A 17899-nucleotide genomic window follows, 5' to 3' on the forward strand; every position below is an offset into this window, starting at 1 on the left:
GATGAGCTACGAGCCTGATCCCCGCTTCGACGACTCCGCGCCGCTCCGCCCGCAGCCCGAGCCCGGCATTCCCGTCGTCCCGCAGCCGAAACCCGGTCGCTTCGCGCTGTCGCCGCTGAACCAGCGCCGCTGGCGCAACTTCAAGCGCAACCGCCGCGCCTTCTGGTCGCTGTGGATCTTCATGGTGCTCTTCGGCCTGTCACTGTTCGCCGAGTTCATCGCCAACGACAAGCCGATCCTCGTCAGCTACCGCGGCGAGCTGCGCATGCCGATCTTCAACTTCTACCCCGAAACCGCCTTTGGCGGCGACTTCCGGACCGAAGCCGCCTACCGCGATCCCGAGGTAAAGTGCCTCATCCGCACCGGCGGCATCGAGGCATGTTTCGACGACCCCGAAGGGCTGATCGAGACGGTGGAGGCGGGCGGCACCCCCGAGGGCGATTTCGTCAAGGGATGGAGCATCTGGCCGCCCATTCCCTACACGTTCAACACCCCGGTCGACCGTCCCGGCGCGGCGCCCCTGCCGCCGAATGGGCAGAACCTGCTCGGCACCGACGACACCAAGCGCGACGTGCTGGCGCGGGTGATCTACGGCTTCCGCCTGTCGATCCTCTTCACGCTGGTGGTCACGATCGTCTCGTCGATCATCGGCGTCGTCGCCGGGGCATTGCAGGGCTTCTTCGGCGGTTGGCTCGACCTCATCTTCCAGCGGCTGATCGAGATATGGTCCGCGACCCCGTCGCTTTACGTGATCATCATCCTCTTCGCCATTCTGGGCCGAAGTTTCTGGCTGCTGGTTTTCCTGACGGTGCTCTTCGGCTGGACGGCACTCGTCGGCGTGGTGCGGGCAGAGTTCCTGCGCGCGCGCAACCTCGAGTACGTGCGCGCCGCCAAGGCGCTCGGCGTCAGCAACTGGACCATCATGTTCCGCCACATGCTGCCCAACGCCATGGTCGCGACGCTGACCATGCTGCCCTTCATTGTGACCGGCACGATCAGCACTCTCGCCGGCCTCGACTTCCTCGGCTTCGGCCTGCCCTCCTCGGCGCCCTCGCTGGGCGAGCTGACATTGCAGGCCAAGCAGAACCTGCAGGCGCCGTGGCTGGCCTTCACCGCCTTCACCGTCTTTGCCCTGATGCTGTCGCTGCTGGTCTTCATCTTCGAAGGCGTACGCGACGCGTTTGACCCCAGAAAGACCTTCTCATGAGCGCCAATATCCTCGAGGTCCGCGACCTGAAGGTCAGCTTCACGCAGGACGGCACGCGCAGCCTTGCGGTCAAGGGCGTCAGCTTCGACATCCCGCGCGGCGAGACCGTGGCGCTGGTCGGCGAGTCGGGCTCGGGCAAGTCGGTGACCGCGCTCTCGACCGTCTCGCTGCTGGGCGATGCCGCACATGTCGAAGGCTCGGTCCGCTACAACGATCAGGAGATGATCGGCGCCGACCTGCAGCGCCTGCGCAAGGTGCGCGGCAACGACATCAGCTTCATCTTCCAGGAGCCGATGACCTCGCTCAACCCGCTGCACACGCTGGAAAAGCAGCTCGGCGAGAGCCTCGCGCTGCATCAGGGGCTGACCGGTGACAAGGCCCGCGCGCGCATCCTCGATCTGCTGAACAAGGTCGGCATCCGCGACCCCGAAAGCCGTCTGTCGGCTTATCCTCACCAGCTTTCGGGCGGGCAACGGCAGCGGGTGATGATCGCCATGGCGCTGGCCAACGGGCCGGACCTGCTGATCGCGGATGAGCCCACCACCGCGCTCGACGTGACCATCCAGGCGCAGATCCTCGAGCTTCTGGCCGATCTCAAGCAGGCCGAGAGCATGAGCCTGCTGTTCATCACCCACGACCTCAACATCGTGCGCAAGATCGCCGACCGGGTCTGCGTGATGAAGAACGGCGAGATCGTCGAGCATGGCCCCACCGCCGAGCTTTTCGCCAACCCGAAGCATCCCTACACGCTGAAGCTGATCTCGGCCGAGAGCACCGGGACACCTGATCCGGTTGAGCCGGATGCGAAAGAGATCGCCCGCGCCGACAATCTGAAGATATGGTTTCCCATTCAGAAAGGGTTCCTGAAGAAGACCGTCGGCTACGTGAAGGCGGTCAACGACGCGTCCTTTTCGGTGCGCGCGGGCGAGACCGTGGGCATTGTCGGCGAATCCGGATCGGGCAAGACCACGTTGGCTCTGGCGATCATGCGGCTGATCCAGTCACAGGGAGGCATCACCTTCGACGGGCGCGACGTGCGCGACCTGTCGACCCGGCAGCTGCGCAAGCTGCGCTCCGAGATGCAGATCGTCTTCCAGGACCCCTTCGGCTCGCTCAGCCCGCGGATGACCTGCGAGCAGATCATCGCCGAGGGTCTTGGCGTGCATGGCTCCCCCGACGGGCGCCCCGCGAAAGAGGTGGTGGCAGCGATCATGACCGAGGTGGGTCTCGACCCGGCCACGATGCACCGCTACCCGCATGAATTCTCGGGGGGTCAACGCCAGCGCATCGCCATCGCCCGCGCCATGGTGCTGCGGCCCAAGCTGGTGGTGTTGGACGAGCCGACCTCGGCGCTCGACATGACGGTGCAGGTGCAGATCGTCGAGCTGCTGCGCGCGCTGCAGCGCAAGTACGACCTCGCCTACCTCTTCATCAGCCACGACCTCAAGGTGGTGCGCGCGATGAGCCACAAGGTCATCGTGATGAAGCAGGGCGACGTGGTGGAGATGGGCGACGCGGAAGAGATCTTTGCCGCGCCCAAGACCGACTACACGCAGACACTCTTCGCCGCGGCCTTCGAGCTGGCGGGATAAGGCGGCGCGCGCCGGGCGGGCCAGCGACCCGCCCATGCGCCTTTGCTCAGATCGCCGAGCTGTGCCCGGCCTTCGACAACTCGTAGACATCGAAGCTGCGCGCCACCATGCGGGTCAGCGGCCGTGCCTCCACCGGGACGAAGAGCCCGTCCTCGGTGATCTCCAGCAGCCCGTCGAAGCGGGCATTGGCATCGCGGTACAGGCCCGCGAGCATCGCCTCGCTCGCGCCGTAGTCCCGGATCAGCTCCTCGGAGCGGATGCGGAAATCGCACATCAGCATTTCGATCATCCGCGAGCGCAGCTTGTCCTCGCCCCGGAAAGTATGCCCGCGCGCTGTCGAGAAACGCCCCTCTCGGATCGCCGCCACATGCGCCGAGGTCGCCGGAGCATTCTGCGCGAAGCCCTGCGGAAAGCGCGAGATCGATGAGGCCCCCACCCCGATCAGCACCTCGGACGTGTCGTCGGTGTAGCCCTGGAAGTTGCGCCGCAACTTGCCGGTCTTCTGCGCGATGGCCAACCCGTCATCGGGCACGGCAAAATGGTCGATGCCGATCTCGGCGTAGCCATCCCAGGCAAAAAGCTGGCGCGCGGTCTCGAAAAGGTCGAACCGTTCGTTCGGCGTGGGCAGCGCGTCCGAGGGGATCATCTGCTGGCGCTTGGCCATCCAAGGCACATGTGCGTACCCGTAGAGCGCCACGCGGTCGGGCCCGAGTGACAGCAGCTTCTGCACCGACTCGGTGATCCGCGCCTTTGTCTGATGCGGCAGCCCGTAGAGGATGTCGGCGTTGAGGCTGCCGATGCCGCGCTCGCGGACCATCTCGATCGCGCGGCGGGTCACCTCGTAGCTCTGCTCGCGGCCGATGGTCTTCTGGATCTCGGGATCGAAGTCCTGCACCCCGATCGAGACACGGTTCATCCCCCCGGCGGCCAGCACGTCGAGCCGCTCGCCGTCGATCTCGTTGGGGTCGATCTCGACCGAGAACTCGGCCCCTTCGGCGAAATCGGCAACTTCGGCGACCTTGTCGATCAGTGCCCGCATCAGCTCGGGCGTCAGCAGCGTCGGCGTGCCCCCGCCCCAGTGCAGCCGCGACAGTTTGACACCCCGGGGCAGATGCCGCTTCAGCAGGTCAAGCTCGGCCTTCAGCGTCTCGACATAGCTTTCCACTGGCGCGAGGGTCGCGGTGCCCTGCGTTCGGCAGGCGCAGAACCAGCACAGCCTGCGACAGAAAGGCACGTGCAGGTAGAGTGAGACCGTGCCATTTTCGGGCACGGCCCTGATCCAGTTTGCGAAATCGCCCGGGGTGACGTCGCCCGAGAAATGCGGGGCCGTCGGGTAGCTGGTGTACCGGGGAACCTTCGCGTCGAAGAGGCCAAGGCGGGAGAGTTGTGCTCGCGTAATCATGAGCGTAGGCTTACGAAAATTTTTCGCGGCACGACTTTGACGCAGATCAAGATTTGGACATGGAATGCTGAACGAAAAGAGCATCGCGGTTTCGCATGACTGCAACGAGTGCCCGATCCGCCACCGTGCGGTCTGCGCCCGCTGCGAGTCGGATGAGCTCGAGCGGCTCGAAGAAATCAAGTATTACCGCAAATTCGAAGCCGGGCAGACGGTGATCTGGTCCGGCGACCGGATGGAATTCGTCGGCTCGGTCGTCTCGGGCATCGCGACGCTCACCCAGACCATGGAAGACGGGCGCACCCAGATGGTCGGCCTGCTCCTGCCGTCGGATTTCGTCGGCCGTCCGGGCCGCGCCTCGGCCGCCTACGACGTGGTGGCAACCACCGACCTGGTGATGTGCTGCTTCCGTAAGAGCCCCTTCGAAGAGATGATGATGCGCACCCCGCATATCGCGCAGCGCCTTCTCGAGATGACCCTCGACGAGCTCGATGCCGCGCGCGAATGGATGCTGGTGCTCGGCCGCAAGACCGCGCGCGAGAAGATCGCCTCGCTGCTGTCGATCATTGCCCGTCGCGATGCCTCGATCAACATGCGCGACGTGAGCGCGCCCGGCGAGCGGATCACCTTCGACCTGCCGCTCACCCGCGAGGCCATGGCGGACTACCTCGGGCTGACGCTCGAGACGGTCAGCCGCCAGGTCTCGGCCCTGCGCAAGGACGGGGTGATCGAGCTCGAGGGCAAGCGCCACGTCACCATCCCCGACATGGACCGGTTGCTCGAAGAGGCGGGCGACGACGCGGACGGCGGCGTTTTCGCCTGACCGCCCGCCTGCGCCCGGCTCAGGCCTCGAACAGCGGATCGAAGCTTCCGTAGATCATCCGCTTGCCGTCAAAGGGCATGTCCATGGTCGCCTTCCAGCGTTCATCGGTCTCGAAGGAGGCGCCGCAGCGGTCGGCGGTCTCCTTGTCGGGCCAGATCATCCAGCTGAACACCACGGCCTCTCCCTCCTCGCGCTTCACCGCCATGGGAAAGGAGGTCAGCTTGCCCTCGGGCACTTCGGCCTCCCAGCATTCGTGTAGCGACAAGGCCCCGTATTCCTTGAATAAATCCCAGGATTTACGGGCCGCCTCCAAATAGGCTGCCTTGTTTTCCTGCGGCACGGGCGTCAGAAACCCCCAAACATGCGTCATGAGACATCTCCTGTTGCTCTTCCGCATCCTAGGCGCATAATTAAGTTGATATCAACATGAATGAGAATACATGAGCGAGACAACGCCATCCCTGCCCTATGAGACCACCCTCGAGGTCCGCGACCGCTGCCTGTGCTTCCGCGCGCAGCGGGCGGCACGCGCGCTTGGCCGACGCTTCGACGTCGCGCTGAAACCCGTGGGGCTGACCAACGGGCAGTTCTCGATCCTGATGTCGCTGAACCGCCCCGAGCCGCCGCGCATCTCGGATCTGGCGCCCTTCCTGGCCATGGACCGCACCACGCTGACCGCGGCGCTCAAGGTGCTCGAGCGGCGCGGGCTGGTCGAAAGCACCGCCGATGCCGAGGACAAGCGCGGCAAGCGGCTGCGCCTGTCCCCGCGGGGACACGAGGTGCTGCACGCGGCGATGCCGATCTGGCGCCGCGAGCACGATGCCGTGGACACGGCGCTCGGGGATATGGACCTCGAGACGCTGAAGGCGGCGCTGATGGCACTGGGCGAGATCTGAGCCCGTCCCCGCGGGGACGGCGTGCTCAGTGCTCGCGCAGGTAGGCCCATGAGACGTAGCCCCGTGTCTCCGGCGCCCGATCGAGGGCGGCCTCGCACCAGCGGGTGCCGCCGGTCTGGGTGCAGTCGTAGACCCGAAGGACGGTGCCGTTCGGCAGGCCGATGATCACGTCGAAACCGGTGCCCGGCCCGCCGCGCAGCTTGAGCATGTCGCCCTCTTCGACGCCATGAACCTCGTAGCGCCCGCCCCAGCCGGGATTGGCGGCACATCCGCCCAATGTTGCCGCAAGGGCGAGCGCTGCCGCGCCTCTCATCATCACGGTCCCGATCGTTGCGCGCATGGGTGTCTCCTGCTCGTTCTTTTCTGCCTCGGCCCGGACCCTATCGACTTGCCGGTGCGAAAGGAACCTCAACCGAGCGCGCCGGGCCGTTGCGCCCCCACCGTGCGGTGCCCGGGCAACCGCTGCCGCAGACACGTCCTCGCAGGGTTGGCGCGGCAGACACGGAGCGGCAGACACGGCAAGGGCGGACCCTCGGGTCCGCCCTCGGACGGCTTGCGCCGCCTGTCCGGTTTCTTTGCAGAGGCCTCTTCTCCCAAGCCTCAATGCGCCAGAAAGACCGGTACCTCTGCCAACTCCAGCATGTTCCGCGTCGCGCCGCCGAGGATCGCCTCGCGGAAGCGGGAATGGCCATATGCACCCATGATGATCATGTCACCGTCCACGTCCTGCACGTGGCGGTTCAGGATATCGGAGATCCGCGGCATGGTCTTGGTCAGTACGTCGATCTCGGCGCTCACCCCGTGGCGCGACAGGTATTGCGACAGCATGCCGCCCGGATCGGAGCGGTTCGGCCCGTGCTGCGGCGGATCGATGACCACCACGTGCACCGCCTCGGCCTCCTTGAGGATCGGCATGGCGGCGCGCACCGAGCGCAGCGCCTCGGCGCTTTCGTTCCAGCCCAGCACGACGCGCTTGGGCTTGCTCGACGGGTCCGAGGCGCGCGGCACCACCAGCACCGGGGCCTGCCCCTCGAAGAGCGCGCCCTCGACCACCGGCTCCAGCTCGACGCCGCGGTCCGGGCCATAGGGCTTGGGCAGCACCACCATGTCGGCAAACCGCGCCCGACCCGCCACGTGGCGACCGATGTCGGCCAATTGCGCGACACCCTCCTCGACCGCCCAACGCAGGTCGAAGCGGTTCAGCCGCGCCTTCGCCGCCGTGGCAAGCGCCGTGGCATCATTAGAAGCGCGGTCGAGCGTTTCCTGCAGAATGATCGCATCGGCGCCGGCGTAATAATAGCCGGTCTGGGTGCGGTCGACGCCGAAGGCGAGCACATCCAGATGGGCGTCCCAGCACGCGGCAACCGCGGCGGCGTGGTCGATCGTCGACTCCAGGAAGGCCTCGTCGGTCACAACCGTAAGTATTGATTTGTAGCCCATAGCAATCTCCGTGGTATTGTCCGGGAGGGCCCGACACCGGCACATTACGCCCGAAGGGCAACCCTTAGAATGACTTAACGCAAGAACTCGGAACCAAAGCCTTGATTCAGATCAAGGTTGGGCGGGAGCATTCACTTCAAAACCCCGTCAGTCAGAACCGCTCGCGCGGCAACGAATCGTGCGAGTCAGACGAAGGGACGAATGATGCTGAATTATATCAAGCTCATCGTGCTGGGGGTTGTCGCGCTCTTCGCGCTGATCGCTGCCAACTACGCACGAGACGTGGCTTACATGGTCAATGCGCTGACCATCTTCCTCCTCGCGGCGGGTCTGTTCCTCTGGACCCTCCGCAATACCGACGAGCCGGTGCCCGCCCGGGTGCGAGAGCTGAGCTACATGGACGATGTGGTGCGCGCCGGCGTCATTGCAACCGCCTTCTGGGGCGTGGTGGGATTCGCGGTCGGCGTGTTCATCGCCACCCAGCTGGCCTTTCCGGCGCTCAACTTCGAATGGGCGCAGGGCTTTGCCAACTTCGGACGGCTGCGGCCGCTGCACACCTCGGCGGTGATTTTCGCCTTTGGCGGCAACGCGCTGATCTGTACATCGTTCTACGTCGTCCAGCGCACCTCGGCGACCCGCCTCTGGGGCGGCAACCTCGCCTGGTACGTCTTCTGGGGCTACCAGCTTTTCATCGTGCTGGCCGCGACCGGCTACCTGCTGGGCGCCACCCAGTCGAAGGAATACGCCGAGCCCGAATGGTACGTCGACTGGCTGCTGACCGTGGTCTGGGTCGCCTACCTGCTGGTCTTCGTCGGCACGATCATCAAGCGCAAGGAACCGCACATCTACGTGGCGAACTGGTTCTACCTGAGCTTCATCATCACCGTCGCCATGCTGCACATCTTCAACAACCTCAGCATCCCCGTATCGATCTGGGGCTCGAAGTCGGTGCAGCTGTTCTCGGGCGTGCAGGACGCGATGACGCAATGGTGGTATGGCCACAACGCCGTGGGCTTCTTCCTGACCGCCGGCTTCCTGGGGATGATGTACTACTTCGTGCCCAAGCAGGCCGAGCGCCCGGTGTTCTCCTACAAGCTGTCGATCGTGCACTTCTGGGCGCTGATCTTCCTCTACATCTGGGCCGGTCCGCACCACCTGCACTACACCGCCCTGCCCGACTGGGCCTCGACCCTTGGCATGGTGTTCTCGATCATCCTGTGGATGCCCAGCTGGGGCGGCATGATCAACGGCCTGATGACCCTCTCGGGAGCCTGGGACAAGCTGCGCACCGACCCGATCATGCGGATGCTGGTGATCTCGATCGGCTTCTACGGCATGTCGACCTTCGAAGGCCCGATGATGTCGATCCGCGCGGTGAACTCGCTGTCGCACTACACCGACTGGACCATTGGCCACGTGCACTCCGGCGCGCTTGGCTGGAACGGCATGATCACCTTCGGCGCGCTCTACTTCCTGACGCCGAAACTGTGGAACCGTGAGCGTCTTTACAGCCTGAGCCTCGTCTCCTGGCACTTCTGGCTCGCCACCATCGGCATCGTGCTCTACGCCGCCTCGATGTGGGTCACGGGCATCATGGAAGGCCTGATGTGGCGCGAGGTGGATGCCAACGGCTTCCTCGTCAACAGCTTCGCCGACACCGTGTCCGCCAAGTTCCCGATGTACGTGGTGCGTGCCCTCGGCGGCGGCCTCTACATCGCTGGTGCGATTATCATGTGCTACAACCTGTGGATGACCGTGAAACGGGCTCCGGCTGTCGAAGCCGAGACCGCCACGGCGCATGCCACTCCGGCCGAATAAGGAGGGCCGAAGATGAGCATTCTCGACAAACACGGGATCCTTGAAAAGAACGTCACGCTGCTGGCCATTTTCGCCTTCCTGGTGGTGACCATCGGCGGGCTGGTGCAGATCGTGCCGCTCTTCTACCTGGAAAACACCATCGAGGACGTGGAGGGCATGCGCCCCTACACCCCGCTGGAGCTGGCCGGGCGCGACATCTACATCCGCGAGGGCTGCTACGTCTGCCACAGCCAGATGATCCGCCCGATGCGCGACGAAGTGGAGCGCTACGGCCATTACTCGCTGGCGGCGGAATCGCAGTACGACCACCCGTTCCAATGGGGTTCGAAGCGGACGGGGCCCGACCTCGCCCGCGTCGGGGGCCGCTACTCGGACGAGTGGCATGTCGATCACCTGACCGACCCGCAGTCGGTCGTGCCGGAATCGGTGATGCCCAAGTACGGCTTCCTGTCGGCCAAGCTGATCGACGGGCAGTACATGGAAGACCTTCTGGCCACCCACCGCATGGTCGGCGTGCCCTATACCGACGAGATGGTCGAGAACGCCTCGGCCGACTTCCGGGTGCAGGCCAACCCCGATCTCGACTACGACGGGCTGCTCGAGCGCTATGGCGAGAAGGTCAGCGTGCGCAACTTCGACGGCGAACCGGGCATCTCGGAAATGGATGCGCTGGTGGCCTACCTGCAGATGCTCGGCACGCTGGTCGATTTCTCGACCTTCACGCCCGACGCCAGCCGCTGAGGAGGGGACGAGATGGACACCTATTCCGGCCTCCGCCACTTCGCGGACAGCTGGGGGCTGCTGCTGATGTTCCTGTTCTTCGTGGGGATGATCGTCTGGATCTTCCGCCCCGGGGCCAGGCGCAATCACGATGACGCCGCCAGCATCCCGCTTCGCAACGACACCGCCCCGGCCGCGCCCGACGCGCCCGAAAAACCCGCGCACAAGTGAGGAGGCGAGGATCATGAGCGACAAGAAAGACACCCGCAGAGACGATCTCGACTACGAGACCACCGGCCATTCCTGGGACGGTATCGAGGAGTACAACAAGCCGCTGCCGCGCTGGTGGCTGATGGTCTTCTACGCGACCATCATCTGGGGCGTGGGCTACACCATCGCCTATCCCGCCTGGCCGGGCGTGCGTTCGGCCACCGCGGGGCTGCTCGGCTACTCGACCCGCGGCGCCGTGGCCGAGGAGATCGCCGCGCAGGAGGCCAAGCTCGCCCCGATCAACGAGCAGCTCGCCTCGGTCGAGCTGAACTCGATCGCGGGCGACCCCGAGCTGGGCGGCTACGCGCAGAACGCCGGGGCCGCGGTCTTCCGCACCTGGTGCGCGCAGTGCCACGGCTCGGGTGCGGCGGGGGCCAAGGGCTATCCCAACCTCCTCGACGACGACTGGCTCTGGGGCGGCTCGATCGAGGAGATCCACACCACGATCACCCATGGCATCCGCAACGAGGACGACCCCGATGCGCGCTACTCGGAAATGCCCGCCTTCGGGCGTGACGGGCTGCTCGAACGCGAGCAGATCGCCGCGGTCAGCAACTACGTGATGACGCTGTCGGGCGAAGAGCCCCAGGACGCTTCGCTCGTCGACGAGGGCGCCACGGTCTTTGCGGACAATTGCGCGGCCTGCCATGGCGAGGACGGCACCGGCGACCGGATGCAGGGCGCGCCGAACCTGACCGACGCGATCTGGCTCTACGGCGGCGACTACGCGACGATCCACGAGACCGTCACCAACGCCCGCTTCGGCGTCATGCCGAACTGGAACGCCCGTCTGTCGGAAGCGGAAATCCGCGCCGTGGCCACCTATGTGCACGGGCTTGGCGGCGGCGAAGCCTCCGAGTAGGCGCGCGACAAGATACCTCTGGGCCGCAAAGCCCGGAGGCCAGACGCCGGTCCCCCACCTGTTCGCGCGTTTCCAGGGGGGCCGGCGTTTCCTTTTGCCGCCGAGAAAGCGGACGTTTCACGTCTCATGACCCCGGCAATCTGCCTTGGCCGCATTTCTGCCCTTGGCACGCATCAAAATTCCGTTGATCATTGACCGTATACCCCGGCGACGCCTGTCGCTTGCCCGGGACGCCTCTGGCGCACCGGGGCGAGGCGCATGTGTCGAGCGCGCGGATGGAGGGCAATTTGGCCTGACGTCCGTCCGGGTCGCAGTCATGAAAGTTTTTGCATATATTACAAGCACTTTTAACCTCCTGAATACGCCATTTCGCCCTTCAAGTATTGATCGAAGGGCCCATTGCAGCCAGTCAGGAAGAATTCTGACATGTAAGATTGCTTGACATAATGAATTGGACCTCTCTCCCCCCTCTCCCTGCGCTCCGGGCCTTTGCCGCCTACGCCGAGACCGGGTCGGTGCAAAAGGCCGGCGCAGCTCTGAACGTCAGCCACGCGGCGATCAGCCAGCAGATACGAAACCTGGAGTCGCATCTCGGCATCGGGCTGCTAGACCGCTCGCGGCGCTCCATGGCGCTGACCGAGGAAGGCGCGCGGCTGGCACAGGCGCTGGCCGAGGGATTCGGACGCATCGCGCAGGAGCTCGAGGCGCTGACCGGCGCCGAAGCCGACCGGCCGCTGATGATCACCACCACGCCGAGTTTTGCCTCGTCCTGGCTGATGCCGCGACTCGCGCGCTTCCGAGAGGCGCATCCCGAGATTAGCCTGATGCTCGACCCCTCGGCCAAGCTCGCGCCGCTGGAGCCAGGCGGCATCGACGTGGCGCTGCGCTACGGCTCGGGCCGCTGGCCGGGGCTCGAGGCCGAACTGCTGGTGGAATCTCCCATCGCACTGGTCGGCTCGCCGCAGCTGGTGGGCGATCGCGAGTACACCGACCCCGCCGAGCTGCGCAGCTTCCACTGGCTGCAGGAGCTGGGCACCAACGAGGCCACCGACTGGTTCGCCCAGTTCGGCATAGACCACGACGTCCGGCAGGGGGTCAGCTCGTTGCCCGGCAACCTGATGCTCGAGGCCGCGCGGCAGGGTCATGGCATCGCGATCACCGCCCGCGTCTTTGCCGAGGACGACATCGCCTCGGGCCGGCTGCGACTATTGTTCGAAGATAGCCGACAAAAGGGCTACTATCTGGTCACCCGGCCCGGCGTCATGCGCGCGCCGCTTCGGATGTTCACCACCTGGCTGCGACGTGAGGCCGCAAAAGCTAAGTGAAAGATATGCTTATTGATGCAGGTCAAAGTTCGTGGCGCGCTGCGGCGTCAGAACGGGCGGCACAGGCAGATTCGAACCGGAGTACTTGCGGTGTCCGAGACCCAACCAAGCGCGCCCTCTCTCTACGCGGCGCGCGAGCCGATTTTCCCCCGCCGGGTGCGCGGGCACTTCCGTAATCTCAAATGGGTGCTGATGCTCGTGCTCTTGGGCATCTACTACGTGACCCCCTGGATCCGCTGGGACCGGGGGCCGGAGCTGCCGGACCAGGCAGTTCTGGTCGACATGGCTGGCCGCCGCTTCTTTTTCTTCTTCATCGAGATCTGGCCACACGAGTTCTACTTCGTCGCCGGCCTGCTGATCATGGCAGGGCTCGGGCTCTTCCTCTTCACCTCGGCGCTGGGAAGGGTCTGGTGCGGCTATGCCTGCCCGCAGACCGTCTGGACCGACCTCTTCATCCTCGTCGAACGCTGGATCGAGGGCGACCGCAATGCGCGGCTTCGGCTGCACCGGCAAAAGAAATGGGACATGCGCAAGGCGCGGCTGCGGCTGACCAAATGGGTGGTCTGGCTGCTCATCGCGCTGGCCACTGGCGGTGCCTGGGTGTTCTATTTCACCGACGCCCCCACCCTGCTGGTCGACCTGGTGACCGGCAACGCCCACCCGGTGGCCTACACGACGATCGCCATCCTCACCGCCACGACCTTTGCCTTCGGCGGCTTCGCGCGCGAGCAGATCTGTATCTACGCCTGCCCCTGGCCACGCATCCAGGCGGCGATGATGGACGAGGAGACGCTGACCGTCGGCTACCGCGACTGGCGCGGCGAGCCGCGCGGCAAGCACCGCAAGGCCGAGGGCGCCGAGAACCTCGGCGACTGCATCGACTGCAACGCCTGCGTGAACGTCTGCCCCATGGGGATCGACATCCGCGACGGCCAGCAGATGGCCTGCATCACCTGCGCGCTCTGCATCGACGCCTGCGACGACGTGATGGACAAGATCGGCAAGCCGCGCGGGCTGATCGATTACCTCGCCCTGTCGGACGAGACGCGTGAGCGCGCGGGCCAAGAACCCCGTAGGATCTGGAAGCACATCTTCCGCCCGCGCGTGCTTCTCTATACCGCGCTCTGGTCGCTGGTCGGCGTCGGCCTGCTGGTCGCGCTGGTGCTGCGCCCCGAGATCGAGCTCACCGTCGCCCCGGTGCGCAATCCGACCTACGTGGTGCTTTCGGACGGCTCGATCCGCAACACCTACGACGTGCGCCTGCTCAACAAGCACGGAGAGGACAGGCCCTTCCGGCTGTCGCTCTCGGACGATGCCATCCTGCAGATCAGCCTGGAGGGCGAGACGGACACCACCGTTGACGTGCCCGCCAACGAGACGCACCTTCAGAGGGTCTATGTGACCGCTCCCGAGGGCACCCCCGAGGCTAAGGCCGACCGCACCGAGTTCCACATCTGGGTCGAGGACCTGACCACCGGCGACCGCGCCGCCAAGGCAACCATCTTCAACGGACGGACGAGTCAATGACCGAAGCACAGGATAGCGGACGCAAGCTCACCGGCTGGCACGTGCTGGCGATCTTCGGCGGCGCCTTCGGGGTGATCATCGCGGTGAACATCGCGCTCGCCTACAATGCCATCGCCACCTTCCCCGGGCTCGAGGTGCCGAACTCCTACGTCGCCAGCCAGACCTTCGATGTCCGCCGCGCCGAGCAGGAGGCGCTGCGCTGGACCGCCCATGCCGAGCCGCGCGAGGGCGCGGTGGTGCTGCGGTTCACCGATCCCGAGGGTTTGCCGGTGAAGCCCGCCGAGCTGAGCGCAAGGCTCGGCCGCTCGACCCACGTCAAGGACGACCACACGCCCGAGTTCTTCTGGGACGGCCGCCAGTTCGTCGCCGCCGACGATCTTGCGCCCGGCCATTGGAACGTCTGGGTAAAGGCCCGCGCCGAGGATGGCACGCTCTTCGAGCAGCGTCTGGAATTCTTCATCAGGGGCTGACCTCATGACCGCCACCCTGCGACCGCCCGCCTCTGCCTGCCCGGCCTGCGTTGCCGCCCCCGCCGCCGAGGCGCTGGCCGAGCGCGCGCAGCCCTCCGAGGCCCGGCTGGCCCTGTCGCTGCCGACCATCCATTGCGCCGCCTGCATGACCGCCGTGGAAAGCGCGCTGGAAAAGGTGCCGGGCGTGCGCAGCGCCCGGGTCAACCTCAGCCAGAAGCGCGTGCGCATCGAGGCTGAGCCGCAAATGACCGCCGAGGCGCTGATCCCCGTCGTCGAAGCGGCGGGATACGAGGCTCACGAGCTCGACGCCGGCACGCTGGCGGCCACCGCCACCGACACGGCCGGGCGCGATCTGCTGATGCGCCTCGCCGTGGCGGGCTTTGCCGCGATGAATGTCATGCTGCTGTCGGTCGCGGTCTGGTCCGGCGCCGAGGGGCCGACGCGCGACCTGTTCCACTGGATCTCGGCGGCCATCGTGCTGCCCACTGTCGCCTTCTCGGCGCAGCCCTTCTTTCGCAACGCATGGACCGCGCTGCGCGCCGGGCATCTCAACATGGACGTGCCGATCTCTCTGGCGATCCTGCTGGCCATCGTCACCTCGCTTTGGGAGACGATGCTCTCGGGCGAGCACGCCTATTTCGACGCCGCCATCGCGCTGACCTTCTTCCTGCTCACCGGGCGCTACCTCGACCACCGCACCCGCGCCATCGCGCGCTCCGCCGCCGAGGAGCTTTCGGCGCTCGAGGTGCCCCGCGCCTGGCGTCTCACCGAGGCGGGCGAGGAACAGGTCCCCGCCGCCGAGCTGCACGTCGGCGATCTGGTCCGCGTGCGCCCCGGCGGGCGGATGCCTGTCGACGGCGAGATCCGGGAGGGCCAGTCAGAGCTCGACCGCTCGCTGCTGACCGGCGAGACCCTGCCCGTCTACGCCGCCCCCGGCCAGACGGTCAGCGCCGGCGAGGTGAACCTCACAGGCCCGCTGGTGATCCGCGCCACGGCGGTGGGCCGCGACACCTCGCTGCACCGGATGGCCGATCTGGTGGCCGTGGCCGAGTCGGGCCGCGAAAACTACACGCCGCTCGCCGACAAGGCCGCCAAGCTTTACGCGCCGGGGGTACACATCCTCGCCGCGCTGGCCTTCCTCGGCTGGCTGCTCTGGTCCGGCGATTTCCGCGTCGCGCTCAATATCGCCGCCGCAGTGCTGATCATCACCTGCCCCTGCGCGCTCGGGCTCGCCGTGCCCGCGGTGACCACAGCCGCCTCGGGCAAGCTTTTCAAGCAGGGGCTTCTGATCAAGGACGGCACCGCGCTCGAGCGGCTGGCCGAGATCGACACGGTGGTCTTCGACAAGACCGGCACGCTGACCGCGGGCACGCCGGCTCTGACCAATCGCGACGACTTCACCCGGCACGACCTCGAGATCGCCCTCGCCCTCGCCGAGGGCTCGGCCCACCCTCTCTCGGTATCGCTGACCGCCGCGCTCCGCGCCGCCGGGATCAGCCCCGCAGAGGTCACCGGCCTCAGGGAGGTGCCGGGCCATGGCACCGAGGGCCTCTGGCGCGCAGAGCCCGTGCGGCTCGGCCGGGCCGCCTGGACCGGTGGCGGACAGAGCGCGGCCACCGCTGCATGGCTGCGGGTCGGACAAGGCCCGGCGCAGGTCTTCACCTTCGAGGACAGCCTGAGGGACGGCGCCGAGGAAACAGTCGCCGCACTCAAGGACATGGGCAAGCGCGTGATCTTGCTCTCCGGCGACAGCACCGCCGCGGTCGAAGCGCTGGCGACGCGACTGCAGATCCCGCAGTGGGTCGCCGAGGCGCTGCCGCAGGACAAGGCGGCGCGGGTAAGGGTGCTCTCGGACGCAGGCAGAAGGGTGCTGATGGTTGGCGACGGGCTCAACGACACGGCGGCGCTGGCGGGCGCGCATGTCTCTATCTCGCCGGCGTCGGCGCTCGACGCGGCGCGGGTGGCCTCGGACATCGTGCTGCTGGGTCGCTCGCTGGCGCCGATCCCCGGAGCAATGTCGGTCGCCGCAAGCGCCACGCAACGCATCCGCCAGAACTTCGCCATCGCCACTTGGTACAACGTCATCGCCGTGCCGCTGGCCGTAGCCGGGCTCTGCTCGCCGCTCATTGCGGCGCTGGCCATGTCGGCCTCGTCGATCACCGTCTCGCTGAACGCGCTGCGTCTCAAGGCAACAAAATGAATATCCTCGCGTACCTCATCCCGATCTCGCTGATCCTCGGCGGGCTCGGACTCGGCTTCTTCGTCTTCACGGTGAAGAGCCGCCAGTACGAAGATCCCGAGGGCGACGCGCAGCGGATCCTGTCGGGCAAGTACGACGACCACCCCAAGCAGGATTGAACGCCCCCGGGCAGGCCCGCCTACGGCGCACAGGCTCGAGCCTGGAAGACGCCGCGCGGCTTTCCTCGAGGGGGAACCATCCCCGGGGTGTGGAAAGCAGCACCGAGGGGGCGAAGCCCCCTCCGCGCCCCGGTCAGCCGCGCACTCTCTCGTGCAGCAGCCCGGCCGGCCCGCCGGTGCCGAGATCGTCATAGGCGCGCATCTCGTTGCGGGTGACCATGCGGTCGGCGTTGCCGTCAAAAGCCATAATCGCGTCGAAGGCCGAATCGCCGTAGGCGGCCACCAGCTCGGACCAGGTCAGCACACCGTTGCGGTCGAGGTCGAGCTGCGAGAAATAGCGACCTGCGTCCTTGCTGCGGTCGGCGGGCACACCCTCATAGACCGTGAAATCCCCGGCAAGCGCCGGGGCGGCAAGGCTGAGCGAAAGGACCGCGGCGGCGATCGGCGTAATGGCGTTCATCGGCTGTCTCCAAATGCTTCGGGCAAAGTCTTGAGTCTCGAACACCGCCGAGCATAGCACGGTTCCGGCGCAACCGCAGAGGATCATTGCAGGATCATCTCGGCCGCCTTCTCGGCGATCATGATCGTCGGCGCATTTGTGTTGCCCGAGGGGATGCGCGGCATGGCGCGGCAAGTCGTCATGGCGGTGCAGGCTGTTCAGAGCGGCAGGGCGGTGGTCTTGAACACGGTGCGCAGGGCGAAGCTCGACTGCATCTGCGCCACGCCCGGCAGGCGGGTGAGATACTGGCGATGGATGCGGGCGAAATCCTCGGTGTCCTCGGCCACGACCTTGAGGATGTAATCCGCCGTGCCCGCCATCAGGTGGCACTCCAGCACCGCCGGCACCCGCGCCACCGCCTTCTCGAAGGCATCCAGAACCTCGTCGGCCTGGGCGCTGAGGCGGATCTCGACAAACACCGTGCTCGCCAGCCCCAGCTTGCGGGCGTCGAGCAGCGCCACGTAGTCCTTCACGAAGCCCTCGGCCTCCAGCCGCTGCACCCGCCGGTGACAGGCCGAGGCCGAGAGGTTCACCTTTTCCGACAGCTCCGCGTTGGACATGCGGCCCTGCTTCTGCAGCGCGCGCAGGATGCGCCGGTCGGTATCGTCGAGTTGCATGCGTAGTCTTTCGAAAACTTGGCGGTGTGGTCGAAGATTCTCCCCCCAATAGCGCTTTGGACGGGACACTTCAGCA

Annotated in this window: 19 protein-coding genes; 13 read left to right on the forward strand and 6 right to left on the reverse strand. The window is 66.2% G+C overall.

Translation table 11 applies throughout. The annotated features are described in order from the left end of the window. Position 1: 1 nt before the first annotated feature. Together CEW88_RS10490 and CEW88_RS10495 are read left to right on the forward strand one after the other, a co-directional pair. Positions 2 to 1207: an ABC transporter permease gene (locus CEW88_RS10490; protein ID WP_108966585.1), complete on the forward strand. Its 1206-nt coding sequence runs from the start codon at positions 2 to 4 to the stop codon at positions 1205 to 1207. Then, on the forward strand, positions 1204 to 2799 hold the full coding sequence (locus CEW88_RS10495) for an ABC transporter ATP-binding protein (protein WP_108966587.1): 1596 nt from the start codon (positions 1204 to 1206) through the stop codon (positions 2797 to 2799). The genes CEW88_RS10490 and CEW88_RS10495 overlap by 4 nt, the downstream gene beginning before the upstream one ends. A gap of 46 nt (positions 2800 to 2845) precedes the next feature. Here the strand turns inward: CEW88_RS10495 and hemN are convergent, their stop codons facing one another. Beyond that, on the reverse strand, positions 2846 to 4201 hold the full coding sequence (hemN, locus tag CEW88_RS10500; protein WP_108966589.1) for an oxygen-independent coproporphyrinogen III oxidase: 1356 nt from the start codon (positions 4199 to 4201) through the stop codon (positions 2846 to 2848). A 64-nt stretch (positions 4202 to 4265) separates the two neighbouring features. Between hemN and fnrL the strand changes: the two genes are divergently transcribed. Then, entirely contained in the window at positions 4266 to 5021 is a 756-nt protein-coding gene (fnrL, locus tag CEW88_RS10505; protein ID WP_108966590.1) for a transcriptional regulator FnrL, read from the forward strand. A 19-nt stretch (positions 5022 to 5040) separates the two neighbouring features. On the opposite strand, the gene CEW88_RS10510 is transcribed toward fnrL, so the two are convergent. Further along, entirely contained in the window at positions 5041 to 5391 is a 351-nt protein-coding gene (locus CEW88_RS10510) for a DUF1428 domain-containing protein (RefSeq protein ID WP_108966592.1), read from the reverse strand. A gap of 70 nt (positions 5392 to 5461) precedes the next feature. Between CEW88_RS10510 and CEW88_RS10515 the strand changes: the two genes are divergently transcribed. Next, positions 5462 to 5917: a MarR family winged helix-turn-helix transcriptional regulator gene (locus CEW88_RS10515; protein ID WP_108966593.1), complete on the forward strand. Its 456-nt coding sequence runs from the start codon at positions 5462 to 5464 to the stop codon at positions 5915 to 5917. A 25-nt stretch (positions 5918 to 5942) separates the two neighbouring features. On the opposite strand, the gene CEW88_RS10520 is transcribed toward CEW88_RS10515, so the two are convergent. Next, positions 5943 to 6257: an SH3 domain-containing protein gene (locus tag CEW88_RS10520; protein ID WP_254694390.1), complete on the reverse strand. Its 315-nt coding sequence runs from the start codon at positions 6255 to 6257 to the stop codon at positions 5943 to 5945. A gap of 260 nt (positions 6258 to 6517) precedes the next feature. Beyond that, positions 6518 to 7357 (reverse strand): universal stress protein, encoded by an 840-nt coding sequence (locus tag CEW88_RS10525; RefSeq protein WP_108966595.1) that lies wholly within the window; start codon positions 7355 to 7357, stop codon positions 6518 to 6520. A 204-nt stretch (positions 7358 to 7561) separates the two neighbouring features. Here CEW88_RS10525 and ccoN point away from each other — a divergent pair, with 204 nt between their 5' ends. From ccoN to ccoS, 9 genes are all read left to right on the forward strand, one after another. Continuing rightward, positions 7562 to 9175, forward strand: coding sequence for a cytochrome-c oxidase, cbb3-type subunit I (ccoN, locus tag CEW88_RS10530; protein ID WP_108967751.1), 1614 nt, complete (start codon positions 7562 to 7564; stop codon positions 9173 to 9175). 12 nt (positions 9176 to 9187) lie between these two features. Next, positions 9188 to 9916: a cytochrome-c oxidase, cbb3-type subunit II gene (gene ccoO, locus CEW88_RS10535; protein WP_108966597.1), complete on the forward strand. Its 729-nt coding sequence runs from the start codon at positions 9188 to 9190 to the stop codon at positions 9914 to 9916. Between the two features lie 12 nt (positions 9917 to 9928). Then, entirely contained in the window at positions 9929 to 10126 is a 198-nt protein-coding gene (locus CEW88_RS10540) for a cbb3-type cytochrome c oxidase subunit 3 (protein ID WP_108966599.1), read from the forward strand. A 13-nt stretch (positions 10127 to 10139) separates the two neighbouring features. Further along, positions 10140 to 11027, forward strand: coding sequence for a cytochrome-c oxidase, cbb3-type subunit III (gene ccoP / locus CEW88_RS10545; RefSeq protein ID WP_108966601.1), 888 nt, complete (start codon positions 10140 to 10142; stop codon positions 11025 to 11027). Positions 11028 to 11473: 446 nt separating this feature from the next. Continuing rightward, complete coding sequence (locus CEW88_RS10550) at positions 11474 to 12352, forward strand: LysR substrate-binding domain-containing protein (protein WP_108966603.1); 879 nt, start codon at positions 11474 to 11476, stop codon at positions 12350 to 12352. A 90-nt stretch (positions 12353 to 12442) separates the two neighbouring features. Beyond that, positions 12443 to 13879: a cytochrome c oxidase accessory protein CcoG gene (gene ccoG, locus CEW88_RS10555; protein ID WP_108966605.1), complete on the forward strand. Its 1437-nt coding sequence runs from the start codon at positions 12443 to 12445 to the stop codon at positions 13877 to 13879. Then, complete coding sequence (locus tag CEW88_RS10560) at positions 13876 to 14349, forward strand: FixH family protein (protein WP_108966606.1); 474 nt, start codon at positions 13876 to 13878, stop codon at positions 14347 to 14349. Before ccoG ends, CEW88_RS10560 begins: the two co-directional genes overlap by 4 nt. Positions 14350 to 14353: 4 nt before the next feature. After that, positions 14354 to 16549: a heavy metal translocating P-type ATPase gene (locus CEW88_RS10565; protein WP_108966607.1), complete on the forward strand. Its 2196-nt coding sequence runs from the start codon at positions 14354 to 14356 to the stop codon at positions 16547 to 16549. Continuing rightward, positions 16546 to 16707 (forward strand): cbb3-type cytochrome oxidase assembly protein CcoS, encoded by a 162-nt coding sequence (gene ccoS, locus CEW88_RS10570; protein WP_095881226.1) that lies wholly within the window; start codon positions 16546 to 16548, stop codon positions 16705 to 16707. Before CEW88_RS10565 ends, ccoS begins: the two co-directional genes overlap by 4 nt. 133 nt (positions 16708 to 16840) lie before the next feature. Here the strand turns inward: ccoS and CEW88_RS10575 are convergent, their stop codons facing one another. Both CEW88_RS10575 and CEW88_RS10585 read right to left on the reverse strand, forming a co-directional pair. Then, entirely contained in the window at positions 16841 to 17167 is a 327-nt protein-coding gene (locus CEW88_RS10575; protein WP_108966609.1) for a hypothetical protein, read from the reverse strand. 197 nt (positions 17168 to 17364) lie between these two features. Continuing rightward, positions 17365 to 17823, reverse strand: a complete 459-nt coding sequence (locus tag CEW88_RS10585; protein ID WP_108966611.1) for an Lrp/AsnC family transcriptional regulator — start codon at positions 17821 to 17823, stop codon at positions 17365 to 17367. Between the last annotated feature and the right edge of the window lie 76 nt (positions 17824 to 17899).

This window comes from Alloyangia pacifica (genome assembly GCF_003111685.1).
Lineage (GTDB): Bacteria > Pseudomonadota > Alphaproteobacteria > Rhodobacterales > Rhodobacteraceae > Salipiger > Salipiger pacificus_A.

What these genes read in the sequence shown, in the direction of transcription:
- CEW88_RS10490 (WP_108966585.1), top strand. Translation starts at nt 2, where the DNA reads ATGAGCTACGAGCCTGATCCCCGCTTCGACGACTCCGCGCCGCTCCGC.
- CEW88_RS10495 (WP_108966587.1), top strand. Translation starts at nt 1,204, where the DNA reads ATGAGCGCCAATATCCTCGAGGTCCGCGACCTGAAGGTCAGCTTCACG.
- hemN (WP_108966589.1), bottom strand. Translation starts at nt 4,201, where the DNA reads ATGATTACGCGAGCACAACTCTCCCGCCTTGGCCTCTTCGACGCGAAG.
- fnrL (WP_108966590.1), top strand. Translation starts at nt 4,266, where the DNA reads ATGCTGAACGAAAAGAGCATCGCGGTTTCGCATGACTGCAACGAGTGC.
- CEW88_RS10510 (WP_108966592.1), bottom strand. Translation starts at nt 5,391, where the DNA reads ATGACGCATGTTTGGGGGTTTCTGACGCCCGTGCCGCAGGAAAACAAG.
- CEW88_RS10515 (WP_108966593.1), top strand. Translation starts at nt 5,462, where the DNA reads ATGAGCGAGACAACGCCATCCCTGCCCTATGAGACCACCCTCGAGGTC.
- CEW88_RS10520 (WP_254694390.1), bottom strand. Translation starts at nt 6,257, where the DNA reads ATGCGCGCAACGATCGGGACCGTGATGATGAGAGGCGCGGCAGCGCTC.
- CEW88_RS10525 (WP_108966595.1), bottom strand. Translation starts at nt 7,357, where the DNA reads ATGGGCTACAAATCAATACTTACGGTTGTGACCGACGAGGCCTTCCTG.
- ccoN (WP_108967751.1), top strand. Translation starts at nt 7,562, where the DNA reads ATGCTGAATTATATCAAGCTCATCGTGCTGGGGGTTGTCGCGCTCTTC.
- ccoO (WP_108966597.1), top strand. Translation starts at nt 9,188, where the DNA reads ATGAGCATTCTCGACAAACACGGGATCCTTGAAAAGAACGTCACGCTG.
- CEW88_RS10540 (WP_108966599.1), top strand. Translation starts at nt 9,929, where the DNA reads ATGGACACCTATTCCGGCCTCCGCCACTTCGCGGACAGCTGGGGGCTG.
- ccoP (WP_108966601.1), top strand. Translation starts at nt 10,140, where the DNA reads ATGAGCGACAAGAAAGACACCCGCAGAGACGATCTCGACTACGAGACC.
- CEW88_RS10550 (WP_108966603.1), top strand. Translation starts at nt 11,474, where the DNA reads ATGAATTGGACCTCTCTCCCCCCTCTCCCTGCGCTCCGGGCCTTTGCC.
- CEW88_RS10560 (WP_108966606.1), top strand. Translation starts at nt 13,876, where the DNA reads ATGACCGAAGCACAGGATAGCGGACGCAAGCTCACCGGCTGGCACGTG.
- CEW88_RS10565 (WP_108966607.1), top strand. Translation starts at nt 14,354, where the DNA reads ATGACCGCCACCCTGCGACCGCCCGCCTCTGCCTGCCCGGCCTGCGTT.
- ccoS (WP_095881226.1), top strand. Translation starts at nt 16,546, where the DNA reads ATGAATATCCTCGCGTACCTCATCCCGATCTCGCTGATCCTCGGCGGG.
- CEW88_RS10575 (WP_108966609.1), bottom strand. Translation starts at nt 17,167, where the DNA reads ATGAACGCCATTACGCCGATCGCCGCCGCGGTCCTTTCGCTCAGCCTT.
- CEW88_RS10585 (WP_108966611.1), bottom strand. Translation starts at nt 17,823, where the DNA reads ATGCAACTCGACGATACCGACCGGCGCATCCTGCGCGCGCTGCAGAAG.